Annotated in this window: 24 protein-coding genes; 14 read left to right on the plus strand and 10 right to left on the minus strand. The window is 44.6% G+C overall.

From position 1 onward, the window contains the following. Positions 1 to 6 precede the first annotated feature (6 nt). The 4 genes from B9G69_RS01585 to B9G69_RS01600 all read left to right on the plus strand — a co-directional run bounded on the left by B9G69_RS01585 (position 7) and on the right by B9G69_RS01600 (position 2757). The gene (locus tag B9G69_RS01585; RefSeq protein ID WP_088614232.1) at positions 7 to 693 is read left to right on the plus strand and encodes a class I SAM-dependent methyltransferase; all 687 of its coding nucleotides are present in this window, start codon (positions 7 to 9) and stop codon (positions 691 to 693) included. Positions 694 to 775: 82 nt separating this feature from the next. Next, positions 776 to 1102: a VOC family protein gene (locus B9G69_RS01590; protein WP_088614231.1), complete on the plus strand. Its 327-nt coding sequence runs from the start codon at positions 776 to 778 to the stop codon at positions 1100 to 1102. Positions 1103 to 1246: 144 nt separating this feature from the next. Then, positions 1247 to 2077 (plus strand): C1 family peptidase, encoded by an 831-nt coding sequence (locus B9G69_RS01595; protein WP_088617043.1) that lies wholly within the window; start codon positions 1247 to 1249, stop codon positions 2075 to 2077. A 23-nt stretch (positions 2078 to 2100) separates the two neighbouring features. Further along, complete coding sequence (locus tag B9G69_RS01600; RefSeq protein ID WP_088614230.1) at positions 2101 to 2757, plus strand: HD domain-containing protein; 657 nt, start codon at positions 2101 to 2103, stop codon at positions 2755 to 2757. Positions 2758 to 2763: 6 nt separating this feature from the next. Here the strand turns inward: B9G69_RS01600 and B9G69_RS01605 are convergent, their stop codons facing one another. After that, positions 2764 to 3447 (minus strand): RluA family pseudouridine synthase, encoded by a 684-nt coding sequence (locus B9G69_RS01605; RefSeq protein ID WP_088614229.1) that lies wholly within the window; start codon positions 3445 to 3447, stop codon positions 2764 to 2766. Further along, the gene (locus B9G69_RS01610) at positions 3444 to 4037 is read right to left on the minus strand and encodes an RlmE family RNA methyltransferase (RefSeq protein WP_088614228.1); all 594 of its coding nucleotides are present in this window, start codon (positions 4035 to 4037) and stop codon (positions 3444 to 3446) included. Before B9G69_RS01610 ends, B9G69_RS01605 begins: the two co-directional genes overlap by 4 nt. A gap of 106 nt (positions 4038 to 4143) precedes the next feature. Here B9G69_RS01610 and B9G69_RS01615 point away from each other — a divergent pair, with 106 nt between their 5' ends. Then, entirely contained in the window at positions 4144 to 4341 is a 198-nt protein-coding gene (locus B9G69_RS01615; protein WP_088614227.1) for a hypothetical protein, read from the plus strand. Between the two features lie 23 nt (positions 4342 to 4364). Here B9G69_RS01615 and B9G69_RS01620 read toward each other — a convergent pair whose 3' ends face one another. From B9G69_RS01620 to B9G69_RS01635, 4 genes are all read right to left on the minus strand, one after another. Further along, positions 4365 to 5624: an MFS transporter gene (locus tag B9G69_RS01620; protein WP_254916727.1), complete on the minus strand. Its 1260-nt coding sequence runs from the start codon at positions 5622 to 5624 to the stop codon at positions 4365 to 4367. Between the two features lie 70 nt (positions 5625 to 5694). Beyond that, positions 5695 to 5925, minus strand: coding sequence for a hypothetical protein (locus tag B9G69_RS01625; protein ID WP_088614226.1), 231 nt, complete (start codon positions 5923 to 5925; stop codon positions 5695 to 5697). 117 nt (positions 5926 to 6042) lie between these two features. Continuing rightward, complete coding sequence (locus tag B9G69_RS01630) at positions 6043 to 6843, minus strand: alpha/beta hydrolase (RefSeq protein WP_088614225.1); 801 nt, start codon at positions 6841 to 6843, stop codon at positions 6043 to 6045. After that, positions 6843 to 8474, minus strand: coding sequence for an ABC-F family ATP-binding cassette domain-containing protein (locus tag B9G69_RS01635; protein ID WP_088614224.1), 1632 nt, complete (start codon positions 8472 to 8474; stop codon positions 6843 to 6845). The genes B9G69_RS01630 and B9G69_RS01635 overlap by 1 nt, the downstream gene beginning before the upstream one ends. A gap of 452 nt (positions 8475 to 8926) precedes the next feature. Between B9G69_RS01635 and B9G69_RS01640 the strand changes: the two genes are divergently transcribed. The 5 genes from B9G69_RS01640 (at position 8927) to B9G69_RS01660 (ending at position 14795) form a co-directional block, all read left to right on the plus strand. Continuing rightward, entirely contained in the window at positions 8927 to 10843 is a 1917-nt protein-coding gene (locus B9G69_RS01640; RefSeq protein WP_265437922.1) for a DEAD/DEAH box helicase, read from the plus strand. A gap of 167 nt (positions 10844 to 11010) precedes the next feature. After that, entirely contained in the window at positions 11011 to 12099 is a 1089-nt protein-coding gene (locus B9G69_RS01645) for a hypothetical protein (protein ID WP_088614223.1), read from the plus strand. Next, entirely contained in the window at positions 12096 to 13373 is a 1278-nt protein-coding gene (locus B9G69_RS01650) for a hypothetical protein (RefSeq protein ID WP_088614222.1), read from the plus strand. The genes B9G69_RS01645 and B9G69_RS01650 overlap by 4 nt, the downstream gene beginning before the upstream one ends. Continuing rightward, positions 13370 to 13936, plus strand: a complete 567-nt coding sequence (locus B9G69_RS01655) for a hypothetical protein (RefSeq protein ID WP_088614221.1) — start codon at positions 13370 to 13372, stop codon at positions 13934 to 13936. The genes B9G69_RS01650 and B9G69_RS01655 overlap by 4 nt, the downstream gene beginning before the upstream one ends. A 166-nt stretch (positions 13937 to 14102) precedes the next feature. Then, entirely contained in the window at positions 14103 to 14795 is a 693-nt protein-coding gene (locus tag B9G69_RS01660) for a hypothetical protein (protein WP_217897654.1), read from the plus strand. A 64-nt stretch (positions 14796 to 14859) separates the two neighbouring features. Here the strand turns inward: B9G69_RS01660 and B9G69_RS01665 are convergent, their stop codons facing one another. Together B9G69_RS01665 and B9G69_RS01670 are read right to left on the minus strand one after the other, a co-directional pair. After that, the gene (locus tag B9G69_RS01665) at positions 14860 to 15501 is read right to left on the minus strand and encodes a cytochrome b/b6 domain-containing protein (protein ID WP_088614219.1); all 642 of its coding nucleotides are present in this window, start codon (positions 15499 to 15501) and stop codon (positions 14860 to 14862) included. A 12-nt stretch (positions 15502 to 15513) separates the two neighbouring features. Then, the gene (locus B9G69_RS01670; protein ID WP_254916725.1) at positions 15514 to 15882 is read right to left on the minus strand and encodes an STAS domain-containing protein; all 369 of its coding nucleotides are present in this window, start codon (positions 15880 to 15882) and stop codon (positions 15514 to 15516) included. A gap of 207 nt (positions 15883 to 16089) precedes the next feature. Between B9G69_RS01670 and B9G69_RS01675 the strand changes: the two genes are divergently transcribed. The 3 genes from B9G69_RS01675 to B9G69_RS01685 are packed head-to-tail and all read left to right on the plus strand — an operon-like array spanning position 16090 to position 18436. Beyond that, on the plus strand, positions 16090 to 17454 hold the full coding sequence (locus B9G69_RS01675; RefSeq protein ID WP_088614218.1) for a TolC family protein: 1365 nt from the start codon (positions 16090 to 16092) through the stop codon (positions 17452 to 17454). A 40-nt stretch (positions 17455 to 17494) separates the two neighbouring features. Beyond that, the gene (locus B9G69_RS01680) at positions 17495 to 18016 is read left to right on the plus strand and encodes an asparaginase domain-containing protein (protein ID WP_088614217.1); all 522 of its coding nucleotides are present in this window, start codon (positions 17495 to 17497) and stop codon (positions 18014 to 18016) included. Between the two features lie 9 nt (positions 18017 to 18025). Further along, on the plus strand, positions 18026 to 18436 hold the full coding sequence (locus B9G69_RS01685; protein WP_088614216.1) for a DUF1214 domain-containing protein: 411 nt from the start codon (positions 18026 to 18028) through the stop codon (positions 18434 to 18436). Positions 18437 to 18443: 7 nt separating this feature from the next. On the opposite strand, the gene B9G69_RS01690 is transcribed toward B9G69_RS01685, so the two are convergent. Together B9G69_RS01690 and B9G69_RS01695 are read right to left on the minus strand one after the other, a co-directional pair. Beyond that, positions 18444 to 19280, minus strand: a complete 837-nt coding sequence (locus tag B9G69_RS01690; RefSeq protein WP_088614215.1) for a S1 RNA-binding domain-containing protein — start codon at positions 19278 to 19280, stop codon at positions 18444 to 18446. A 9-nt stretch (positions 19281 to 19289) separates the two neighbouring features. Further along, on the minus strand, positions 19290 to 20309 hold the full coding sequence (locus tag B9G69_RS01695; RefSeq protein WP_088614214.1) for a lipoate--protein ligase: 1020 nt from the start codon (positions 20307 to 20309) through the stop codon (positions 19290 to 19292). Between the two features lie 229 nt (positions 20310 to 20538). Here B9G69_RS01695 and dbpA point away from each other — a divergent pair, with 229 nt between their 5' ends. Continuing rightward, positions 20539 to 21936, plus strand: coding sequence for an ATP-dependent RNA helicase DbpA (gene dbpA, locus B9G69_RS01700; protein WP_088614213.1), 1398 nt, complete (start codon positions 20539 to 20541; stop codon positions 21934 to 21936). The last annotated feature ends 12 nt before the right edge of the window (positions 21937 to 21948 follow it).

Below are 21948 nucleotides of genomic sequence, written 5' to 3' on the forward strand. Positions count from 1 at the left end.
GGATTATTGAGCGCAATTGAATTCAACCCGAATGGGCCCTATCCACTGATCGACCAAGACAAGCATTCCTATCAGGAAGCACAGGAACACTCGGTCATTGTCGATGCGTGGTTGGGATTTGAAACGGCACAGATAGAACAAGACTTGTTGAAATCACAAGACTACAACGTTCAAGCCGATGCAAATATTCCGGTTAATTTTTGGCGCGGTCTTCCAGTTCAGGCTTTGCAGACACCTTATACTGAAATTCGATCTATACTAGAAATTTTGAAACCAAAAGCGCACCAACACATTGTGGATCTTGGATGTGGTTATGGTCGCATGGCTTTTGTGGTGGGCAGACATTATCCCGAAGTAAGATTCACTGGGTACGAACTGGTGGCCGAGCGCGTGAACGAGGGCAATCGAATCCTGGGCAATTTTGATTACCCTCTTTGTGCTATTATAACTCAAGATCTGACGGATCCCCAGTTTGTACCTGTCTCTGCCGATTACTATTTTATTTTTGATTTCGGTAGCGCGCCTGCTGTCGATAAAACTTTAGAAGACTTAAAAAACATCGCTAAAACTCGCACAATTCAAGTGGTGGCTCGGGGACGTTACATCCGCCACCGTATTTTTCAATCCCATCCTTGGCTAGCTGAAATAAACGAGCCTCAAGTCTTTGATCACTTCACTATCTTTAGGTCGTAACCGCTTCTTTCGTTAGCCTGCCATCCAGCAAAACATTACCTCTGGTCTTGTCGCCTCTGAATTCAGGGCAGAGTATAAAGGCATGGAACCAAATATCCAAAGATCAGAAAAACTAAATCGCTGGTATGAAGAAAAACTTCACCTTCATCGCAATGAAGAGGGTCTTTTTGTGGAAGAACTTTTCGAAATGCAAAGTGAAGACAAGCCCCGGATGTTAAGCTTTCAAGTTCAAAAACTCGCACCCCTTATGAATAATCTGGCCGAGTCTGGAGTTAAAATAGTTGATCACATCGACGAAACTCCACGTGGTAAATATGCTTGGTTCTTTGATCCTGAGGGAAACAAAGTAGAAATTTGGGAACCCTGGGATGACTCCCAAAGCTTGGTGAATATTCCTGAACCTGACTGATCAATCTTTGGACACGCCAGAAAATTATTTCCTAACATCTGTTATTTCCTTCGTGAAGGGGCCCTGATTTAGAGCTCACACGCCCCGAGCATGGCCACAAGTTTGCAAAACTATTGGACGAAATTAAATTCGAAGGAATCAATAATGACATTTGTGATGCGAACTCTGTTTTTCTCAGCAGCCCTTCTGTGCTCTTTCTTGCTAAATGATGTGAAAGCTGAAACTAAAATTCTTTCCCACATCCAAACACCGGTGAAGGATCAACAAAAGCGTGACACATGCGCTTATTTTGCAATCAGTGCCCTGGTGGAAAGTACGTTTAAAAATCTGACGGGTGAGGACTACGATATTTCAGAAGAGTTTGAAATCTTCCGTCATAAGATCGCCAATGCTTGGCGTCCTGAGGTGGAATTCGGCAATACTTACGATATTCTTCAAAGTATCAAGAACGATCTCTATGTGTACGAAGAAGCGTACCTTCCTTATCAAAAAGAAAGCCCTGATTTTACAAAACCACTCAATGCTCAACAAACGGCCTTCTATGATCTGCGCCAACAAAACGTTCCTAAGGTGCAAATCAGAAGTTTAGGTTTTAAACAGTTAACACAAATGTTTGTAAAACGTCCTTGGTCAGAACATGTGATGACTGAGATCAAAGCCAATCGTCCCGTGGTCGTAACTTTGAACGTCGCGATTCCCCATATCAACGATCAAAAAGGCACGTTCACCATGACGCCTGAAATCGCTGCGGAATGCGCATCCGCTAAAATCCCATGTGGCGGTCACGCAATTTTATTGATGGGTTATGACTCTGAACGTAAGCTATTTATGTTTAAAAACTCTTGGGGCCCAAAATGGGGCAACCAAGGTTACGGTTACGTGACATTTGACCATGTTGACAATTACTCCGACCAGTTCATGACGGCGTATTTTGACAAACTAACATTGCCATCCGTGAAACGAGTCAGCCAGTAATTCAAAATTAAGAGATGGACACTATGAAGCAATCACCACAACCAGAATTCGACGAAAAAAAGTGGTTCCATCTCTTTAAAAACAAAGCCCGCGTTTTATATCCCAACTCGGACCCAGCACATGACTTTCTTCACATCCAGCGCGTGGTCAACACTGCTAAAACTCTGTGTGATTCTGAAAAAGGCCGCTGGGAAGTCGTTATGCCGGCCGCCTTTTTTCATGATTTTATCAATGTCCCTAAAGGCGATCCCCGCAGACCTTATGCCTCAGCACTTTCCGGTGAAGCCACCATCGAATACTTGAAATCGATCCACTATCCAGAGGAATTCTTTGAAGATATTCGTCACGCCATCGAGGCCCACAGCTATAGTGCGAACATCAAGCCGACTACTTTAGAGGCCAAGATTGTGCAGGACGCGGATCGCTTGGATTCCCTGGGAGCCATAGGCATCGCCCGTTGTTTCGCCACCACGACCTTGATGAGTCGCCCTTTCTATGCCGAGGAAGATCCATGGGCTGAGCAAAGAGATCTAGACGACAAGAATTTTGGGATCGATCATTTCTATATGAAGCTTTTTAAACTGGTTGATCTGATGAACACCGAGACGGCTAAAAAAGAAGCCCAGCATCGGGTTACCTTTATCAAAGAATATCTCGCACAAATTAAACGGGAAATTTAGGAAATACTATAACGAATCAATTTGAATTTTCTGAGGCAGCCCTAGCGCCGTGGCACCCGGGGCTTTGGTGAAGTCAATCAAGTACGCTCGCAGGGCAATGGCGTCTTTCGCCTGCCATTGAATTTTAGAGCCATACAATGTATCACCCACAATGGGAAAGCCATGACGACTGAGATCAAAGCGCAACTGATGCGAGCGTCCCGTCACGGGTTGCAAGTCCCATTGTAGATAACCGTCCATGTTTGCACCCAAATACTGAGCTGTCGTCAAAGAGTCCTTCCCCTCGGGACTTTCGAAAGCGCGGCGTTTGCCACGCAGAATTCGGGACTTCCACTCAAACTTTTGACCTTCGCTAAAGGGAAATTTCTGCCGAGAGTTTTTAACATTTTCAGGGATATGGGAAAAATCTTGAGGAGTCGTTAGGGCGCGATAAGTTTTACTAACGGTTTTATGTTCAAACCAAGAATTAGACTTTCTGTGTGCGTCGGCGGACTTAGCATAAATAACTAAACCTGAAACTTCGAAATCCAGACGATGCACCGGATATATCTGAATTCCCAATTGCTTTTGCAAGGCAATACCTAAGCAATTGCGTTCATCCTCAGCACCCATGCGGCTCGGAGTAGAGAGTACTCCCGCAGGCTTATCGCAAATCACAAAATGGGTGTTCTCGAAAACGATTTGAATCATTTTTTATTAAGGCCGATTAGAAAGATCTCTTTAGAAATTTTGCGTGTTGAATCAGGTTTCATCACTTCGCATTTCGCGAACGATTTCTTGATTTCGTCGCGAAGCTTAGCAAAGTCATCGCTGTGAAACAGCTTACAAACAAAGTGACCGTCTTTACGCAAAAACTTACGGGCCACATCCAAAGCCAGCTCGCACAATTCCATAGAACGAGCTTGGTCAGTCATACGAATGCCTGTTGTCTTAGGGGCCATGTCTGACATCACGATATCAAACGGAGGATGAAAACCATGCTCTGTGAAAATTTCTTCCAGATTCAAATCACGAAGATCGGCCTGAATAAAAACCGCATTTGGAAGTTTGACCGTCACCGGGCTTAGATCTACACCTAACACGCGCCCCTTTGCACCGACGACTTTCGAAGCATATTGAGACCAAGAGCCCGGTGAAGCACCTAAATCTAAAACGGTCTGACCGCTGCCTTTAAAGATTTTATATTTCTTGTCGATCTCTTCAAGCTTGAAAACAGAACGAGCGGCAAAGCCCTCTTCTTTCGCTTTTTTAAAGTATCTATCGCGTGGATTGTAAGTCATATCGAAGGTTTATGCCCTGTCACTGGGGCCAAGTCCATTATTAAATTTCACATTCCCTTTTGCCCTTGAATGCATTAGAAAAGATACACCCTCGGGAGGCCCAAAGATGGACATCGTTCTATCCATGAGTATTTTCTTTGTTATCGTGACTATGATTTTCATCGCAGTCGGCATTTTCTTACCCGAATGGATGGGGATCACCGGCAAAAGAGCCAAAAAGATCATCGAGGAACAAAAAGACACATCAGCCCACTCGGATCAGCCTTCAGCTTCCGAAGAAGCCAAAACTGATTCCGACAAATAGCTGATCTGATACATAGCGAATTGCTAATTTTGAATCTGTGGCTCTTTCACCTTCAATAAGAGCCCACCACCGACAACGAACAACACCAAGAGACCCACCATCCCTAAGCGCGAATTACCAGTCAGAGTCACTGTGAAGGCGACGATCAGGGGCCCAAGAATCGAAGCAAAACGCCCCACTAAGTTAAATAAACCAAAGTACTCGCCACTTTGGTGTTTCGGCGCCATTTTAGCAAACAGCGAACGGCTTAAAGACTGAACTCCGCCCTGAACCATTCCTATTACCACCGCTAACATATAGAAATGCCAAGCCTGGCTCATCCACATCGCTGCAACCACGGTGATTGAGTAAATCAAAATACACATCAAGATCGGCGCCTTTGCGCCAAAACGTTTGGTCACAGTTCCGAAATAGTAGGCGCATGGAAATCCGATAAACTGCGTGATTAGAAGTGCTGCAATCAGATCCTTAGAACCCAGTCCGATCGACATGCCGTAATCCACCGCCATCGTCATCACCGTATAGACTCCGTCGATATAAAGCCAGTAAGCCATCATAAAGATCAGCAGATTACGTTCCTTGAAAATCAATTCCTTAAAGGTCGCCATCAACGTCAAAATACTGCGATTGGATAGCTTCCAAATATTGTCTTTGGAAGCTTCGACAGGAGGTTCAGGTACGTTTCGCGCAAGAGGAATAGAAAAGACAAACCACCAAACCGCCACGGTCATAAATGAAATTTGTACCGCTTGCGTTCCATCTTTTAATCCGAACCAGTGAGGGAATAAATGCATTAACACATTAACCAGGAATAATACTCCGCCGCCCAAATATCCTAGAGCATATCCCAGCGAAGACACGTAATCCATCTCTTTAGGTTCAGCTACGAATGGCAAAAGTGATTCATAGAATACGCAACTTGCATTAAATGCCATCATCGCAATTCCGTAAGCCAGAATGGCACTCCACCAATCACCAGCGGGGATAAATGTCATCCATCCGCAGGCGATCACGCCGATTATCATAAAAGAAAGGCAGAATAATTTTTTGAATCCCTTAAGATCGGAAATCACTCCCAGCGTGGGACTTAACATTGCGATCACAAGACTTGAAATGGAAATCGCTGTTCCCAAACGTGCCGTGGTCACCGTCGCGTCAACACCTTGACTCCAATACAGTTTGAAAAAGACGGGGAAAAATCCCGCCATCACGGTCGTGGAGTAAGTGCTGTTTGCCCAGTCGTACAAAGCCCAACTAACGATCTTCTTTTTGCGATTTTCCATACCGCAAAGCAAATCACAAATTCCCCTGGAATGGGAGAATTAGTTTTCGGCTTTTCCAGAGTCTATTTTTTTATTCTTTTTCTTTTGTGACTTCTTGTTCTTTTCGACCATTGAATTCACCGTAGAGATTGACTGCTCCGATCGCCGTGAGCACAACGCCGACGACGATATATATGACGACAGCCCTACGATTTTGATTAAAGACGTAACTGAATGCTCCTGTTATCACCACCAGAGGACCCAGTACTACCATGGACGACACAATCTGACGGAGTGCGAACACTCCAAGCTCAGAATTCATAACCCCCGCCTACGTTCAAGATTGGTTATTCGATTTCTGTAATCTTCAATTTTCTGTAGAACTTATCGGTAGGACTTTTGTCAGCTTAAGTGAAAAAATAAGTAAGTTAAATCGCTTTTACGTCTCATACAGGGAAAGCAACACTGCCGGTTTTGAGACAATAGTAAGATGGTTTAAACCTGCCTCTAAAACAACGGGAGAGGCGATCCCTTCAAATATTTCCTGATGGCGGTGACCCAACACCACCTCATCCCTGTCCCCCGTCACTACAGCAACGGGAACATTTTCTTCACGTAAACGAAAAAGTAAATCTTCAGGAACGACAGCAGCTTTGATGAATTCGGAACTGTAATGCGTCTTTTCTTCGCCACTCTTAAAAATTTCGGGATAGTTAACGCTGATACCTTCACCATCGCGATCCATAAAGATCCAGCCCCCCAAATCGTCCGTCAGGGCATTAAAGGATTTGGGCAAGTAAGGTGCAATGGCCACGAACTTAGAAAATTGTTTTGCAATGTCCGAAGCCGCGATTCTTAAAGCAAACCCGCCGCCCAAAGAATGGCCTGATAAGATCATTTTTTTAACTGAGGTTTTCATCTTTATGTGAATGATGAGTTCTTCCAAATCAATTTCTAACTGATTGGCAGCGATCAGATCCGACGCTGCAAGACTTGCTCCGTGACCCCGAAAATCCGGAGTGACGACTTGAGCAATACCCGCCTTAGCAATGGCACTGGCTAAGGCACACAGGTAACGACTGTCGCCACCAACACCGTGATACAAGATAACTAGATTTTCCGATTGGGTAGAATAAAAGCGATAGGAAAGGACATCCTTTTGACGAGTGCGAAACACTTCCTGCGGAGCCAAACGGTCCACAGGAATTTTGAAATCGCGCAGGTCAAAAGCAAGCTTCATTAGCGAGCGCCCGCTTCCTGTTTCTTTTTATGAAGATAGTAGTCGTAATCGCCCTCGTAGATACGAAGCTGATTTTTATCCACCTCAAAGACGCGAGTCGTGATTTCACGCAAGAAGTGACGGTCATGCGATACGATCATCACTGTTCCTGGGAAATTTTTGATAGCATCCAACAAGATTTCACGGGACACGATATCCAAGTGATTCGTCGGCTCATCCAGAACCAGCAAGTTCACCGGTTGTGCTAAGATGGTCGCCAAAACCACGCGGGATTTCTCGCCCCCTGAAAGGATAGAAATCTTTTTCTCTGCTTCCTCGCCCGAGAACTTAAACGCCCCCAAAAGAGAGCGAACAGTTCCCATGCCCGCGTTTGGCATACGAGAGTGAACTTCATCAACGATTGTCATCTTAGGATCAAGGACATCCAAGGAGTTCTGAGAGAAGTATCCCAGATTGATGGATGCACCGAGCGCGCATGTTCCGTCAGTAGGCGCAACTTCACCCGCGATAATTTTCAAGAGCGTGGATTTACCAGCTCCATTCACTCCGACCACGGCGACACGGTCCATGCGCTTCACCAGGGCGTTAGCGCCGGAGAAGACGTTTTTCTCTTTACCGTCATCACGCTTCCAAACTTTTGAAAGTCCCTCAAACTTGACAACCTCATCCCCGCCACGTGGAGGCGTCGGCCATACGAATTTGATTTCATTTTCTTCAACCGGAATTTCAATGCGATCAATTTTTTCTAGCTTCTTAACACGCGACTGAACTTGTGCAGCGTGGGAAGCACGAGCCGCAAAGCGAGCAATAAACTCTTCTTCTTTGGCAAGCATTTCTTCCTGACGTTTGGCTGCCGCGATCAATTGTTCCATGCGGATGTCGCGCTCTTTTTCATAGAAGTCGTAGTTACCACCGTAAACAGTGATGGTCTTATTTGCGATTTCAACGATTTTAGAAACGATGCGATTCATGAAGTCACGGTCATGCGACGTCATAAGAACCGCGCCTTTGAAGTTCACCAACCACTCTTCAAGCCAGATAATAGATTCTACGTCCAAGTGATTCGTCGGCTCGTCCATCAGCAAAACTTGCGGATTCATCACCAGGATTTTCGCCAAGGCGATGCGCATCTTCCAACCACCCGAGAAACTCTCTGTGGGACGGTGATAATCATCAGGACCGATACCAAGACCTGTTAAGATCTCTGCCGCACGGGATTCAAGATCGTAACCACCGAGGCGTTCAAACTCACCTTGCATTTCACCGTAGACCTCAAGAATTTTCATCATCTCATCCGGATCCAAATCTGGGTCGGAAAGCTTGGCTTCGTATTCTTGCATCTTTACTTGCATATTGCCGATATTGCCGATTGCGGATTTAACTTCCTCGATCGCTGAGCGGCCACGCATGTCTTCGATATTTTGCGAGAAGTAACCGATAACTGTTTTATCAGATTTAGAAACAGTGCCTTCATAACCTTCTTCACCCGTGATGATACGGAAGATGGTTGTTTTACCTGTTCCATTCAAACCCACAAGACCGATTTTTTCACCGTCGTTGATTTGGAAGTTACCGTTACGATAGAGAACTTTGTTCCCCTGCTGCTTTGTGATGTTTGATAAGTGAATCATGGTCCCTTATATAGCCCGAATTTCATCGAGATGCGCCAAAATTTTTAATTATTTACACCGAAGCAGCTTTAAGCCAGCTCCTCTGCCAGGATTTTAGGCAGCCTTAAAAGTATATCTGACTTTTTGAGTTTCCTCTAACCGCATCCCCAGCACAGCCCCGGAAGGTCAAGCCGGAAGCAGGTCTTAAGGTGGAGTGCCAGATTGGAATCAGTTATCACGAGGGCTCCTTAGTTCATCGAATTGCACGAGAAGGCGTATAATCGCCGAGAGCGATGTAAGTGTCTGAAATACTCTCAGTTTCTGCAAATAGTTCATTATTCTTACAACGCTGGAATATATCCTGAGCTTTTAACCCTAAGATCGTGTATCTTGCACCATTCCTAGAGCATATACCAATACCCCAAACGACTTTGGCCCTTTGGTTAAGTGCTCCACTAACTGAAAGGCTACTCGTGACTCCTCCTTTAACTACTGTCGATACATTTGAAAGCTTTGGTCTTAGCGCTCCGTTGATGGAAGCGATGAAAGACATGGGCTTCTCAACTCCGACGCCCATCCAAAAACAAGCTATTCCTTTGCTATTAGGCGGTGCGAACGATTTTATCGGTCTCGCTTCTACAGGTACTGGTAAAACTGCTGCGTTCGGTATTCCTCTTATTGAAAACCTTGATGCTACAATCAAAGACACTCAAGCACTTGTTCTTTCTCCAACTCGTGAGTTGGCGTTGCAAGTTGCTGAGCAATTGGCTTTGCTTGGTAAGAAAAAAGGCATCCGCGTCGTAACAATTTACGGTGGTGCTTCTTACCGCACACAAATCGACGGTATCAAACGTGGCGCCCACATCGTGGTTGCGACTCCGGGCCGTTTGGTTGATTTCCTTGAGCAAAAAATGATCAAGCTTTCTAAAGTTCAAACTGTGATCCTAGACGAAGCAGACGAAATGCTTTCTATGGGTTTCAAAGACGCTTTGGATTTTATCTTATCAGCAACTCACCCCGACGACGCGGCCTCTAACGAGCGCGCAGCTTGCAGAACTTGGTTGTTCTCTGCGACGATGTCGACTGAAGTTCGCCGTATCACTGAAAAATATTTGGAAAATCCAGAGACAGTGGCTGTGAACAAAGTGGGTTCTACCGCTGATACTATTGAGCAAATTTACTACACAGTTAAGAACATGCACAAAACAGAGGTGATCTCTCGCTTGTTGCAAACGGCTCCAGAATTCTACGGTATCATCTTCTGCCAAACTAAAATGGAAGTTGCTGAGCTTGCAGATATTTTAACTCAACGTGGTTTCCCAGCAGACTCGTTGCACGGTGATAAATCACAACAGGAGCGTGAAGCTACTTTGAAGAAATTCAAAGCTCGCGCTGTTAAAGTGATCGTGGCGACAGACGTTGCCGCTCGTGGTTTGGATATCAAAGACCTTACTCACGTGATCAATCACTCTTTGCCATGGGATGCTGAATCTTATGTTCACCGTATCGGTCGTACAGGTCGTAACGGCTCTAAAGGTGTTGCCATCACTTTGGTGAACTCTGATCAATTGACTCTTCTTCGCCGTGTGATGAACACGACGAAAGCGACGTTCACTAAAGGCGTTGTCCCTTCGGCTGACGAAGTTGCGGGTCTTAAAATCAAAAACGTGTTGGATAAAGTTGGCTCTATGGATGCGACAAATCCATCCTTGCTATTGGCTGCTGATTTGATCCAAGATCTTGTTCAAGCTGATGATATCAACTTTAAAGATCTTTCGACTGAGGACTTGTTAGCTCGCTTTATCGTGGCTTACTTCCCAGACGTATTTGTTAAAAAAGATGTGATCCTTGATTACATGGGTGATCGCATCCCTCGTGAATTGTTGCCTCGTGATCCGAACAACAACCGCTTCACTGCGGGCCGTGATGGTGGTGGAGATCGTGGTGGTTACCGCGATCGTCCTCGCACAGGTGGCGGCTACCGTGGTGATCGTGGTGGTTTCCGCAGCAACCGTCGTGATGACGGCGACCGTCCTCGTTACAACGATGGTGGTTACCAAAACGACGCTCCAAGCAGAGGTGCAAGTGCTCCTCGCCGTTCTGGTGGCGCAAGCGCTAGCTTCCGCGGCAACAATGATGCTGGTGGTGGCGAACGCGCAGAACGCAGCACAAGTGCACGCACTGAGCGTTATGACCGCGAAGAAGGCCGTGGCAACCGCGCACCTGCGGGTGACAATGGCGGTGGCGAACGTTCTTTCCGCAAACGTTCTTTCAACAGCGACGAAAACCGTGGTGCTCGCGCTGAACGCACTGAGCGCGCGGACCATCCAGGGATCAAAAGATCTCGCCCAAGTGGCGGCTCTTCCGCTCCCCGTCGTTTCCGTGATTAATTAGTATTTAGCAAGTCAACTATGTGGGCGACTTCGAGGGCCGGTGAGAGATCACCGGCCCTTTGTTTTTTCCGGTGCCCATTTGAGTCTCCTATCTAACTTATAGACACCCAATCACGATTTAAAATCGCTTTAAACCCGGGGCAAAACTTGCAACTAGCGGCCCGATGCCCAAAAAGCTTCTGTTTAACCTTATTTTACCGACTCTCATCACATTGCCTCTGGCAATGACGGGCTGCTCATTTCGCAAAGAGCCAGTTAAAGCACAGAGCAAAACAACTCAGCACGAGGTTCAAAACGAATCTTTAGAGTTACAGTTTAATTCTAAATCCAACGATGACCTTATCGCTCAACTCGACAAAATGAGCGATCAAGAACTATATAAGAATGCAGCACTAGATTTAACTATCAGAACCAAAAACAGTGAGGTTTTGGTATATTTACTTCGCGACCGACAAATATCTCCGTTTGCATATAGCGAAGCATCTCAGCTGGAATTGGAGCGCAATCCCTCAATTAACTCTGTTTTAGTATCTTATCAAACCCCCCTACTTCTATACATTATCTCTGAGCTAAAGAACGACAACACCCTGGAAAAATGGGAATCATATCTAAGCAAGAACCACTTCAACAGTGGCTCTTGTTTAAATCTGTTTCAAACCATTAACTCTCTTTATTATTATCCCAATGTCTATTCAAACCCCTGGGACATTTCAATAAATGAACAGAGCCTTTTAAACTCATTACAGAGTCTATCAAACTCATCTGTATGCAAGAACTTAAAAAGCCAAATGCCAACTTCGTTTCTTAATATGTGGATGCAAAATGAGTTACGTCTACAATACTACCGAAAATTTAACTCAGACAGAGTTGTTGTGTTCCTAAAGTCATTGGGCTCTTTCCAAAATTTTTCGATTGATGTCGTCGCAAAAGGCGGCGTATACAGAATCGATCCTCGCAACTTAGTTCTTGCTGCATTACCGTTTGGGAAAGAAATTAAAAAGAAAGAATACTGGATCGCTTTACTTGCTCCCATGGTAAGCACGTCGCCATATTTCTATCATATTTACTATGTTGAAAAAGATGCTGACTCCGATTGCGGAGCTATAGATCCTCTTTGTGAAGTTCAAAATACCTATGCGACTGGAGAAACTCAAGGCCTACTAGAGCAAGTTAAAATTGATAAGGTGACAGGCGACATCGAAGAAGACTCGGACAATTATGGTGTTCCAGGCAATAAGGATAAGAAAAAATGAAATCACATTTACTCGTACTACTTGGAACACTGGCAATGGTTGGATGTTCGGTTTCTAAGCCAGTCGCCCCTCAAAATATCGATGCTGGTGTCGAACAGCAACTAGCTCTACCAAAAAAAGAAGTACAAGAAAAAATATTCGCTTTATTATACAGTTCGAATCTCCAAGAGATCGATACTCAACTTACTTCTTTGGATGTTCAGAACTTTTCTTTTCTGGATTCCAGCGGAGACTCTCCCGCAGATCTTCTTTTTAAAATTGATGATGTAGACAAAACAAATATATTCCTGAAACATGGTTTAAGCATTTACCAAAGTGCGACAGCTGTATTGACATTAAATACAGATAGCATACAGCTGGCCGAACAATTTCTCCAAAGAGACCGCAACGACGTCGAAAAGCGCGGTGTCGAATTCCGAAAAGAAAAATCAAACAGAACTTTTAATCAAAAAAACTTTGATAGAATTAATGATTTTATTGATGCGGACAACGCAACCGAAGCGATATTATTTTCAAAATCTTTGAAGATGACTTGCCATCAACTCTATATAGGCACCGTACTATCGAATATTTCTAAAGATAATAGGTCAAATACTAAGTCCGTTACATCGTTCCTTGATAAAATAGGGTGCAACAATTCGATCTCTACCGAAGAAGCTTCTCAACTTTACAAATTGGAAGCTCGACGAACATACCAGGATAGATTTAAAGATATATCACTATTTCTTCATGTAACTAAGCTGCCATCGTTACATGACAAAATGCTTTCGTTGGGCAAACATGGAATCAAAGTTAGTCCTTGGTACCTAATTAAACTAGGCAGCGATTGCAAATTCAATAAAGAGAACGTGAGCCCCGTGACCGACGTTATTCCTACAGATAAATCTGGAGAGTACTTTTACTCCGGAATTTATTGCGATGGGTGGAACAAGTTTCACGATGGGAATAAAAACGGAAAATTTGGTATGGAGTTCATTAAGTTCCACAACGCCTTAGATCCGCGATTAGAATCTTGTAGAGAAAAGGAACTTACGAAAGAATGTGTTGAGGAAGTTGGTGTTGCACAAAGCAACTATGACCTTATGCTTTATGATTCCGAGGGAAAAGTTCTGCTAGCTCTAAAAGGAATGGACGAGATCACTTCGCTGAAAGTCCATATAGAAGGGCTCATCTATGGCTTCTCTGATCGTGATGATGTTTGGAGGGACATTCTCGAAAAAATCTTCGAAAAAGGCATTAGTTCTAGAGCTTCGAATGAGGATGACGTAAAATGAAAAAAATTACGTTAATAATAACAGTTATTTTATTCTCTGTATGCGGTAATGCCACAACTAATGAGGAGTTAATATCCCGTTTTAAAAATACCTTAGTAAAGATTAAAAATGAGGAAACTCCTTCATTGCGACCTGTGATCTACTTAGAGTTCATGACTTGGTTCGAGCGAACGTACATCAATAATTACGAAGAAGTGCATGAAGCGCATACATTGCCGAAAAAAGAGGCCGATGAAGAGATCGCTAAAATTAAAGTTCCCAAAGCCGACACCCTTATGAATGCAGATCAACTGGCAGTTGAACTAGGCTCTCGGGACTTAATCTATGATCTTTTGTCAGAGTTTGAATATAGCAAAGATTTTCCAATTAATTTTGAGAACTGTAGAGAGGCAGCAGAACTCACTTTAAACAGGAAAACGGCAGCTAGTATATATCAACTTCAGTCAAGAAACACATACCAAGAGGCCCTTATGGCTTGGGATATGTTGCGCGCACTTTGTTGGGACGTATGGCCCCTCGATAGGCAGAAGCATAAGACCAATGCACCCTCCAGGGAACAGTAACGCAAAGTTCGTCGGTGTCTCAAACTTAGACACCACCAACTCCGCTAGGATCCAGAATGACTCCAAAAATGCTGGCACCCAATCTGCAACCTAGGCAGACATGAAATGCATAAATGCGAGATCATTTATTTTAGCCGCCGTTCTAATAACTTCCGCCCACCTGGCTATGGCGAACGCCGATACGGGCTCGTCATTTAAAACAAGTGCTTTTGAAGACGAGGCTTACGAAAGAGCCAGAATACTAAAGGCCGAAGATACGGCTGCTGTTGACGTTTTCAGAGCAATGAAAGTAGTTGGCGCAGAAAAGGTTTGTAAATCAGTCGTCGATGAAGATTCTGAAGGTCGATATTATAAAGCCGTCGAAATTGCATTCAAAGAAAACACATTTAAGACTCTTTTAAGCGGAACGCCTGACCTCATTAGCGTTTGCCCTAAATACCCCGTGTTATCACAGAAGGAGAAAGAAGAAGTTTGGACGACGATTCTTGGAATTATGGCATTCTATGAAAGCACATGTAGAGAGCTTAAACCCAGAGACAGTGGTCCCAACGGCAAACTAGCGGGGCCTTTTCAGCTTCACTATGGTAAAGAACGCAATTACGGCTACCTATGTAAGAAATTCGATGCAGTCGCAGGTGAGGAACGCCTGGTCCCCTGCGTTCTGTCGATGCTAGAAGGCTACTTAAAGAGAAGTAACAAATTATTTCCCAATAGAAAAGAAGGTGCTACTTACTGGGAAGTCCTTCAATTGAATGCCGCAAAACGTTTTCGCGTTAAATCAGACAACGGAGCGGTCGCCGTGGGGAATGGTGCTGACTTCGTAAAGCTGGCGATTAAGAACTACAAGTACTGCAAATAGTACGGAAATTAAAAAGGCTGTCCTGGAGACAGCCTTTTTGTTTTGGAAACAGAACTGTGGCCAGTTACTCCCCGCCGCTGATCATGTCGGATGTGAGGCCCTTGTCGCCGCGGTTTTCGGCGATGAAAACGCCGGCGATGTGACCGGCTACGAAGATCACAAAGAACCACATCAGGAATTCATGAACCTCTTTAAGAAGCGATGTGATGTCTTTGGAAAGACCCATTTCTTTCTTAAAATATAAAGCAATACCTGAAAGCACCATGTACAGAGTGATCAAATAAAACAACGCATAACCAGATTTCACCAATGTGTAGTGAACCGCCGTGATGCGTGTTTCTCGAGGTGCTTTGGAAATACCCATTGCACTTTGCACGGCGTGGGTGGCTGGGCACTTCTTCACCACAAAAATGCCAATCAGAATGCGGGCCACCAGAAGTGCTCCTAAGGCAAAACCGATCCAATAGTGCCACTGCCACATAACGTCGCGAAGACCTTTGGCGATATTTTGCGCCACTTCCGGAGTGATGGAACCGGCGCCCTCTTCGACCTTTGATTGAATGTAGGCCGCATTTGTGCGCCAACTTAGAAAAGTTTTGCGCAACAAGACAGTCCCAAGCAGTGCAAGAATGGCTAAGGCGTTCAACCAGTGCCACCAACGCATGGTGGCTGGCTGATGTTTTTTAAAGCTGTAGTTTGTCGTCATAGGCCGACTGTATCAGGCGACCCTTGGAAAAGACAAGAGAGCAGTTTTTAAATCATCTGCTACTTCAAGTCCTCGAATCACTCCCATTCGGACTAGCTTTTCCTTCAGGGGATCTTTGAGCGAGCAAAGCCTTAAGTCCGCGGGCTTGGCGCGAATATCCCTTTGAAGTTGGGCAAAACTTGCCAATGCTTCATTAGAAATGCGGTCGATGTTTTGAAAATAAAACACGACTTGGCTCACCTCTCCTTTAGAAAGAATTTCTTCCCGGCAGGCCTCTAAGGCAGGCACTACTACGGGGCTCATTTCTTCTCCGGCGAAGGACACCACTAACATTTTGTGTTTATGACTTATACTGTAATTAAACGACTTCTGATCTTCCAACGTACTGCTCCTCGAAATCGATTGCCTTTCATTCGCTAGTTTAGCAGCTCCTAATTACTTGAAAAGCATTACACCAATGTGTTCTCAAAGGAGGACGTAAACGTGAATGACTGATGATGTTTAGGAGCGTTTAATTCTTATTTTCAGAGAAGATTTGACTTCTAATTAGGTACCAAATAATTTTTCCGCATTCGAAGGGGAACTAAAATGTTTCAGTTCAAAATGAGAAATTTGGCAGCTCTAGCTATCGCAACAATCATGTCTGCAACGGCAGTCGCTGCACCGGCACCAAAATCCATCACTATCAACCCAAAAACTTTAAGAACTCGCCTGCTTGAAAACAACATCGAGCTAGCTGTTCAATTAAACAACGTCTACAAAGCTAAAGACCAAGTAGACCGTGCTCGCAGAAACTTGCTTCCAGGTATCAACTTGGGTGCGGCAATTGATAACAGCATGAGTTTCTCTTTGGCCTCTGTGACGATGCTTTTGCCATTTTTGCTTCCTAGCAAATGGCTGGATCTGCGCGAGAACCAACATCTATTAAATGCTCAAGGTGAATCTTACTATATCGCTCAGTTGAATACTTATTCTTCTGCATACTCCTTGTACTCCACTATTCAAGGAGACATGGAGCTTCGTCAGATTCTTCAGTTCCAATACGAGAACTACAAGAAAATCGAAGACATGATCAAAATGGCCGTTGATGCCGGGATGAGAGAAAAATCTGAACTTCTTCAAGTTCAAGCCCAAACTCAGTTGTCTAAAATCCAAGTTTCCCAAATGGATGTTTTGATCCTGACTGAAAAAGCGGCGATCCGCGACATGTTGGCGTTGCCTCTTTCAACAGATATTAAAATTGAGGCCTTCCACATTGGTTCTTCTCAAGCAGAATCTCAACCGCTTCAAACGACTGTGGATCAATCATTGGCGCGCTCTCCGGAACTTCGTCAGTTGTCTTCTATGTTGAAAGCGGCAGAAGCCGCAAAATGGAGTGCCTTCTGGTCCTTCTTAACAGGCGCGACCTGGGGTGCCTCTCGTGGTCCTACGGGTGCATTTGCTGACGCTGAGGGTGCAGGCTCTGCGTCTTTCAACTTTGGTAACTTCCTTATTCTAAAAATCGGAAACCGCGAACTTGATGCCATTCGCCTTCAAAAGAAACAAATCGATCAAGACCAGGCAAAAATGGTTGAGACGACTGTTGGCACTTTGCGCGAAAGCCAAATGCAATTGAACCTTGCAAGACAAGCTGAAAGCAATTTGGAAGCTCTTTACGAAGACGAGTTGAGCAAATTCCAAATGGGCCTGACGGACCTGTTGCACGTACTGAATGCTGGTAACAACTTGACGGCTGCTTATACGAACCGCGTAAAAGCCCAGGCAAATCTTGATAACATGCGTGTTGGTTTGCACCGCATGATGATTTCAGATCACTTCGGTTTGATCCAAAAATGTCAGGTTTATAAAAAAGGGACAGGCGGTTTGACAGGGAAATTGGGCCGAATCTTTAATCCTAAAAAAGACAACATGTCCTTGGACCAAGCTTGCGGTCCGCAAGTCAGCGAAAATTAGTAGCTAGTTCGGAGATCTTAGCATAGGATCTCCGGCATATATGGGAACTGCTGCAAAAGACGTCATCATCATTACGACTGGTGGCACGATTGAAAAAACTTATAACGAGTTTGATGGCTCATTAGAGAATCGTGGCACCAGCATCAAAAACCGCATCCTTTCTAAGTTGCGTTTACCTTACACTAACATTTCAGTTTATCCGCTGCTTAGTAAAGACTCTCTTTACATGACAGATGAAGATCGTGCGTTGATCTGCGCGACCGTCAAAGATCAAATGCAACGTGGCTGCCCGATTGTGGTTCTTCATGGCACAGATACGATGCACGTAACGGCCGAGTACTGCTTTAAAGAATTGGGCACACCTAAAGTCCCAGTCGTATTCACAGGCGCTATGATACCCATGGGTTTCGATGATAGTGACGCCACACAAAACGTGACGGAAGCTATGCTGGCTGCCAAACTTCTTTCTGTCGGATTCTATATTTCATTTCATAACCAAGTTTTCAATGTTCCAAATGTTCGTAAGAACCGCGAAAAAGGCACTTTCGAATCCATTTCCTAAATATGTAAATTGTCACATGTTTACTTTACTGCGATGAAGGACGCTCGTGGAGAGTTGCTGAATGGAAGTACCACCTACACCGTAACTTTTCCCAAGAATCGGCTTCCTTCGGAGCTAACTAAGTATTTCTGGAGCATTGTTGCGGTAGATACCAAAGACTTTAAAGTCATTCCCAACCCAGCAAACAAGTTTATTATTAATAATCAAACCGGCGTGAAACCGAACTCTGATGGCTCAGTCACGTTGTATTTTTCCAGTAAGCTGCCTGAAGGAGTCCCTCAGGAAAATTGGATGCCTACGCCCGCGGGTGCAAACTATAACTTAACTTTTAGGTTTTATGGTCCAACAAAAGAGCTTCAAGATGGGAGATACTATCCGCCAGCTCTGGTTAAGCAACCCTCGCTGGCGAAAGCGGATTAGAACAGGACTACTTGTTAAGGTAAATCCCGTCGTCTTGGACTGTGATCAAACGTTTTTTATAAAGATCACCTAAGGCCATTTTATATTTCTTTTTGCTGACGCCGAACATGTCATAAATTAGTTCGGCGGCAGTTTTATCATTGATCGGCAAAAAGCCACCCTCTTCGCGGAGCTTTTGCAAAATCAGTGGGCCGATGTCTTCAGAACTTTGATGCCCCGTCTTTTGCAAAGCTAGATCAATTTTCCCGTCGTCGCGAACTTTTTTTATATAACCTTTTAGCTTTTGACCGTGAACGATACGATCAAAGATTTCGTTCGCATAAATCATACCCCAGTGTTTGCCATTGATAATGGCTTTAAAGCCCAAGTCCGTCTGCGCTGCGATGAACAGGTCCACTTGCTGACCTTCTTTATAATCTGCTGGATCTTTCGAGATGTGACGATCCAAACGCATCGACGAAGCGATTCGATCTGACTTATCCAAATACAAAAACACCACGACAGACTGGCCCATGCGCAGATCACGAGTCATTTCTGCGAAAGGTAGGAATAAGTCCTTCCCCAAGCCCCAATCCAAGAAAGCTCCGACATTCTCAACCGACTTCACCATCAAATGAGCAAATTCACCGACCATAGCCTTCGGGGTTTCTGTCGTCGCGATCAGGCGATCTTCAGAATCGAAGTGAACAAACACCGCGATTTCATCATCGACCTTCATGTCGTCTTTCACATAGCGACGAGGCAAAAGAATCTCGCCATCATCACCGCCGTCCAAAAACAAACCGAATTCGGCTTGTTTCACGACTTTTACTTTATTAATTCGACCAATTTCTACTTGAGCCACTTTAATTCCTTAAATTTCAATATTCTTAATTAGCCACGATTCCAATTCATTAATCTGTGGCTCTAGTTCTGGGAACTTTGGAGTGACATCGGCGAAGACCTGCTTAACACTGTCCCCATTATAGTGTTTGCCGATGAATGCCTGCTGTACGCTTTCGATCAAAGCTGGGTACAGGCAATCCGTATAGATTTTCAAATCACTGATAACACCGTCGTTGACCACAAAATGAAAATCAAAGAACCCTAGGGTCATGTACTCGTCCATCTTGTGCGTGAACTCCAGAGTGGAACCATACAGCCATTCCCAGGATGACAAAATATCGTATTGCTCTTTCAGTTCTGGAATCTTTGGCAGACTCTCTAGACTTAACATCACGATTTCAGCTTTTGCTCCATAGAACTTTTCAAAAGAACGAATCATAGCTTCCGACACTTTAGCGTGATTAATGTCTTTAGAAATCTCATTTAAATTCGTCACTCTGGCCCGGACTGATTCCTTACCCTTTGCCTGAAGTTTTTTTGGATTCGGTGTTAGGTAATTTCCCAAGCGAGTCAGGTCCGCGTGCAAAAGTAAAGTTCCGTGGTGAAATGCACGGTCTTTCTTTTCGCGATATGCACTGCCGCTGAATTTGCGGGGACCATCGTGGAATGGAACCATCAAATCATTACGGCCTGAAGCTTCACCTTCAATTCCAAACTCTTTAAGCGCATCAAAAATAATCTGCACATTGTTTTCGCGACGATAACCATCGCGTGGAGATAAAAAGGTGAAGTTAGTATTTCCCAGGTCGTGAAAAACCGCGCCCCCACCCGTCGTACGACGCGCTAAATGGACATTGTCGTTTTTCATTTGAGCAAGATTGCATTCAGACCAAGGGTTTTGATTTCGACCGATAACAACCGTCTCTTCATTTCTCCACAAGAAAAGAATTTGGCTGGAAGGATCCAAGTTATGGAAAATCCACTCTTCTGTTGCAAGATTTAAGTGCGGTTGAAAGCTGTCGGAAAGGAATACCTTCAGAGTTGTCATAGTGCAGGCACTTTAGCAGATATAAGGGATTTTTACTAGCGCGAGCACAAACGCACCCGAGGCAAGCAATGACTGCAAGATCTGCCACGAGCTAGGCGACGGAATCCCAGCCAGGGGGCCATCAATTAGTCAAAGATTACGAGCCCTTGGCTGCAACCCTTGGGAAGCCTTCAAAACTAGAAATTTGAGTATTGATCTGCTATATTAACTCCCATCCGGGAGCTTTAAATTGAGTACATCAAATCCATTCACTGCATTGAACCTAAAACCTGAGCTTTTGACCGTTGTCCAAGAGCTGGGTTTCAGCACCATGACACCTATTCAAGAAAAAAGTATTCCCGTGCTTCTGAATGGCAAGGACGTCATCGGTCAATCTAAGACTGGCAGTGGAAAAACGGCGGCCTTCTTGCTGCCCATTCTCAATCAACTAGAAATTAATCAAAAAACTTTGCAAGCCCTCATCATTTGCCCCACTCGGGAATTAGCGATTCAAGTTTTAACGGAAGTTCGAAAGCTCGGGCGCGGTCTTGCAGGGCTGCAAACCATCGCCTTAACTGGTGGAGGTCAGACAGGTCGCGAGCAACAGCTAGAGCTTGAAAAAGGTGTTCAAATTGCAGTGGGAACACCGGGCCGTATCTTAGATCTTGCAACGAAGGACCGTTTGTTTCTGGACGATGTCAAGACCGTGGTTTTGGATGAAGCCGATAAGATGTTTGATATGGGCTTTATCGTAGAAATCAAAAACTTGATGAAGGAACTGCCCGTCAACCGCCAGACGGTTTTATTTTCTGCCACATTCACAGACGCCGTTTTGGATCTTAGCAAACGGTACCAAAAAAATCCGCAAAAGGTTTCCATCGAAGAGGGCGCTGAAGCCCTGCAAATCGAAGAGATCACTTATGACTCTGAGGAAAAAGACAAAGCCAATAACTTAATGCGGGTTTTACAACAGCACCAAGCAGAATCTTGCATCGTATTCTGTAACACAAAAAATGCGGTCAATGATGTGATGAGCAAGTTTGCCGACCTGAAAGCCAGTGCAACCTGCCTGCATGGAGATCTTGAACAAAAAGATCGAGAGCGTGTGATGGCATTGTTTAAAAATGGCAGTGCTAAAATTTTAGTGGCAACAGATGTAGCGGCTCGGGGTTTGGATATCGAAAATCTTGAACTTGTAGTAAATTATGATTTTCCTTTGCAGCCAGAGACTTATGTGCACCGAGTGGGCCGTACCGGACGTGCTGGGAAATCTGGGGTGGCCGTGACTTTACTGTCGGCCCGCGACACCTTGAAGCTGATCGAGATTGAAAATATCACAGGCCGTAAATTTCAAAAGCCAACGTTAGGATTTAAAAACCAATTTGGTTTAAACTGGGAATGGAAACAAGCTCCTATGCAGACTTTGATGATCTCTGGGGGACGTAAAAATAAGATTCGTCCGGGAGACATTCTGGGGGCCTTAACCGGCGCATCGGGGGGCCTTAAAGCTGCCGATATTGGTAAAATAGAGATGTACGACACTTACACGTATGTGGCGATTAAAACAGAGCATGCGAACCACGCTTTGAACAGCCTTCGTAATGGCAAGATCAAAGCGCAAAAATTCCAAGTTAAAATCGTAAAATAGAACCTCGATGTT

This window comes from Bdellovibrio sp. SKB1291214 (assembly GCF_002209355.2).
In the GTDB taxonomy this organism is placed as follows: domain Bacteria; phylum Bdellovibrionota; class Bdellovibrionia; order Bdellovibrionales; family Bdellovibrionaceae; genus Bdellovibrio.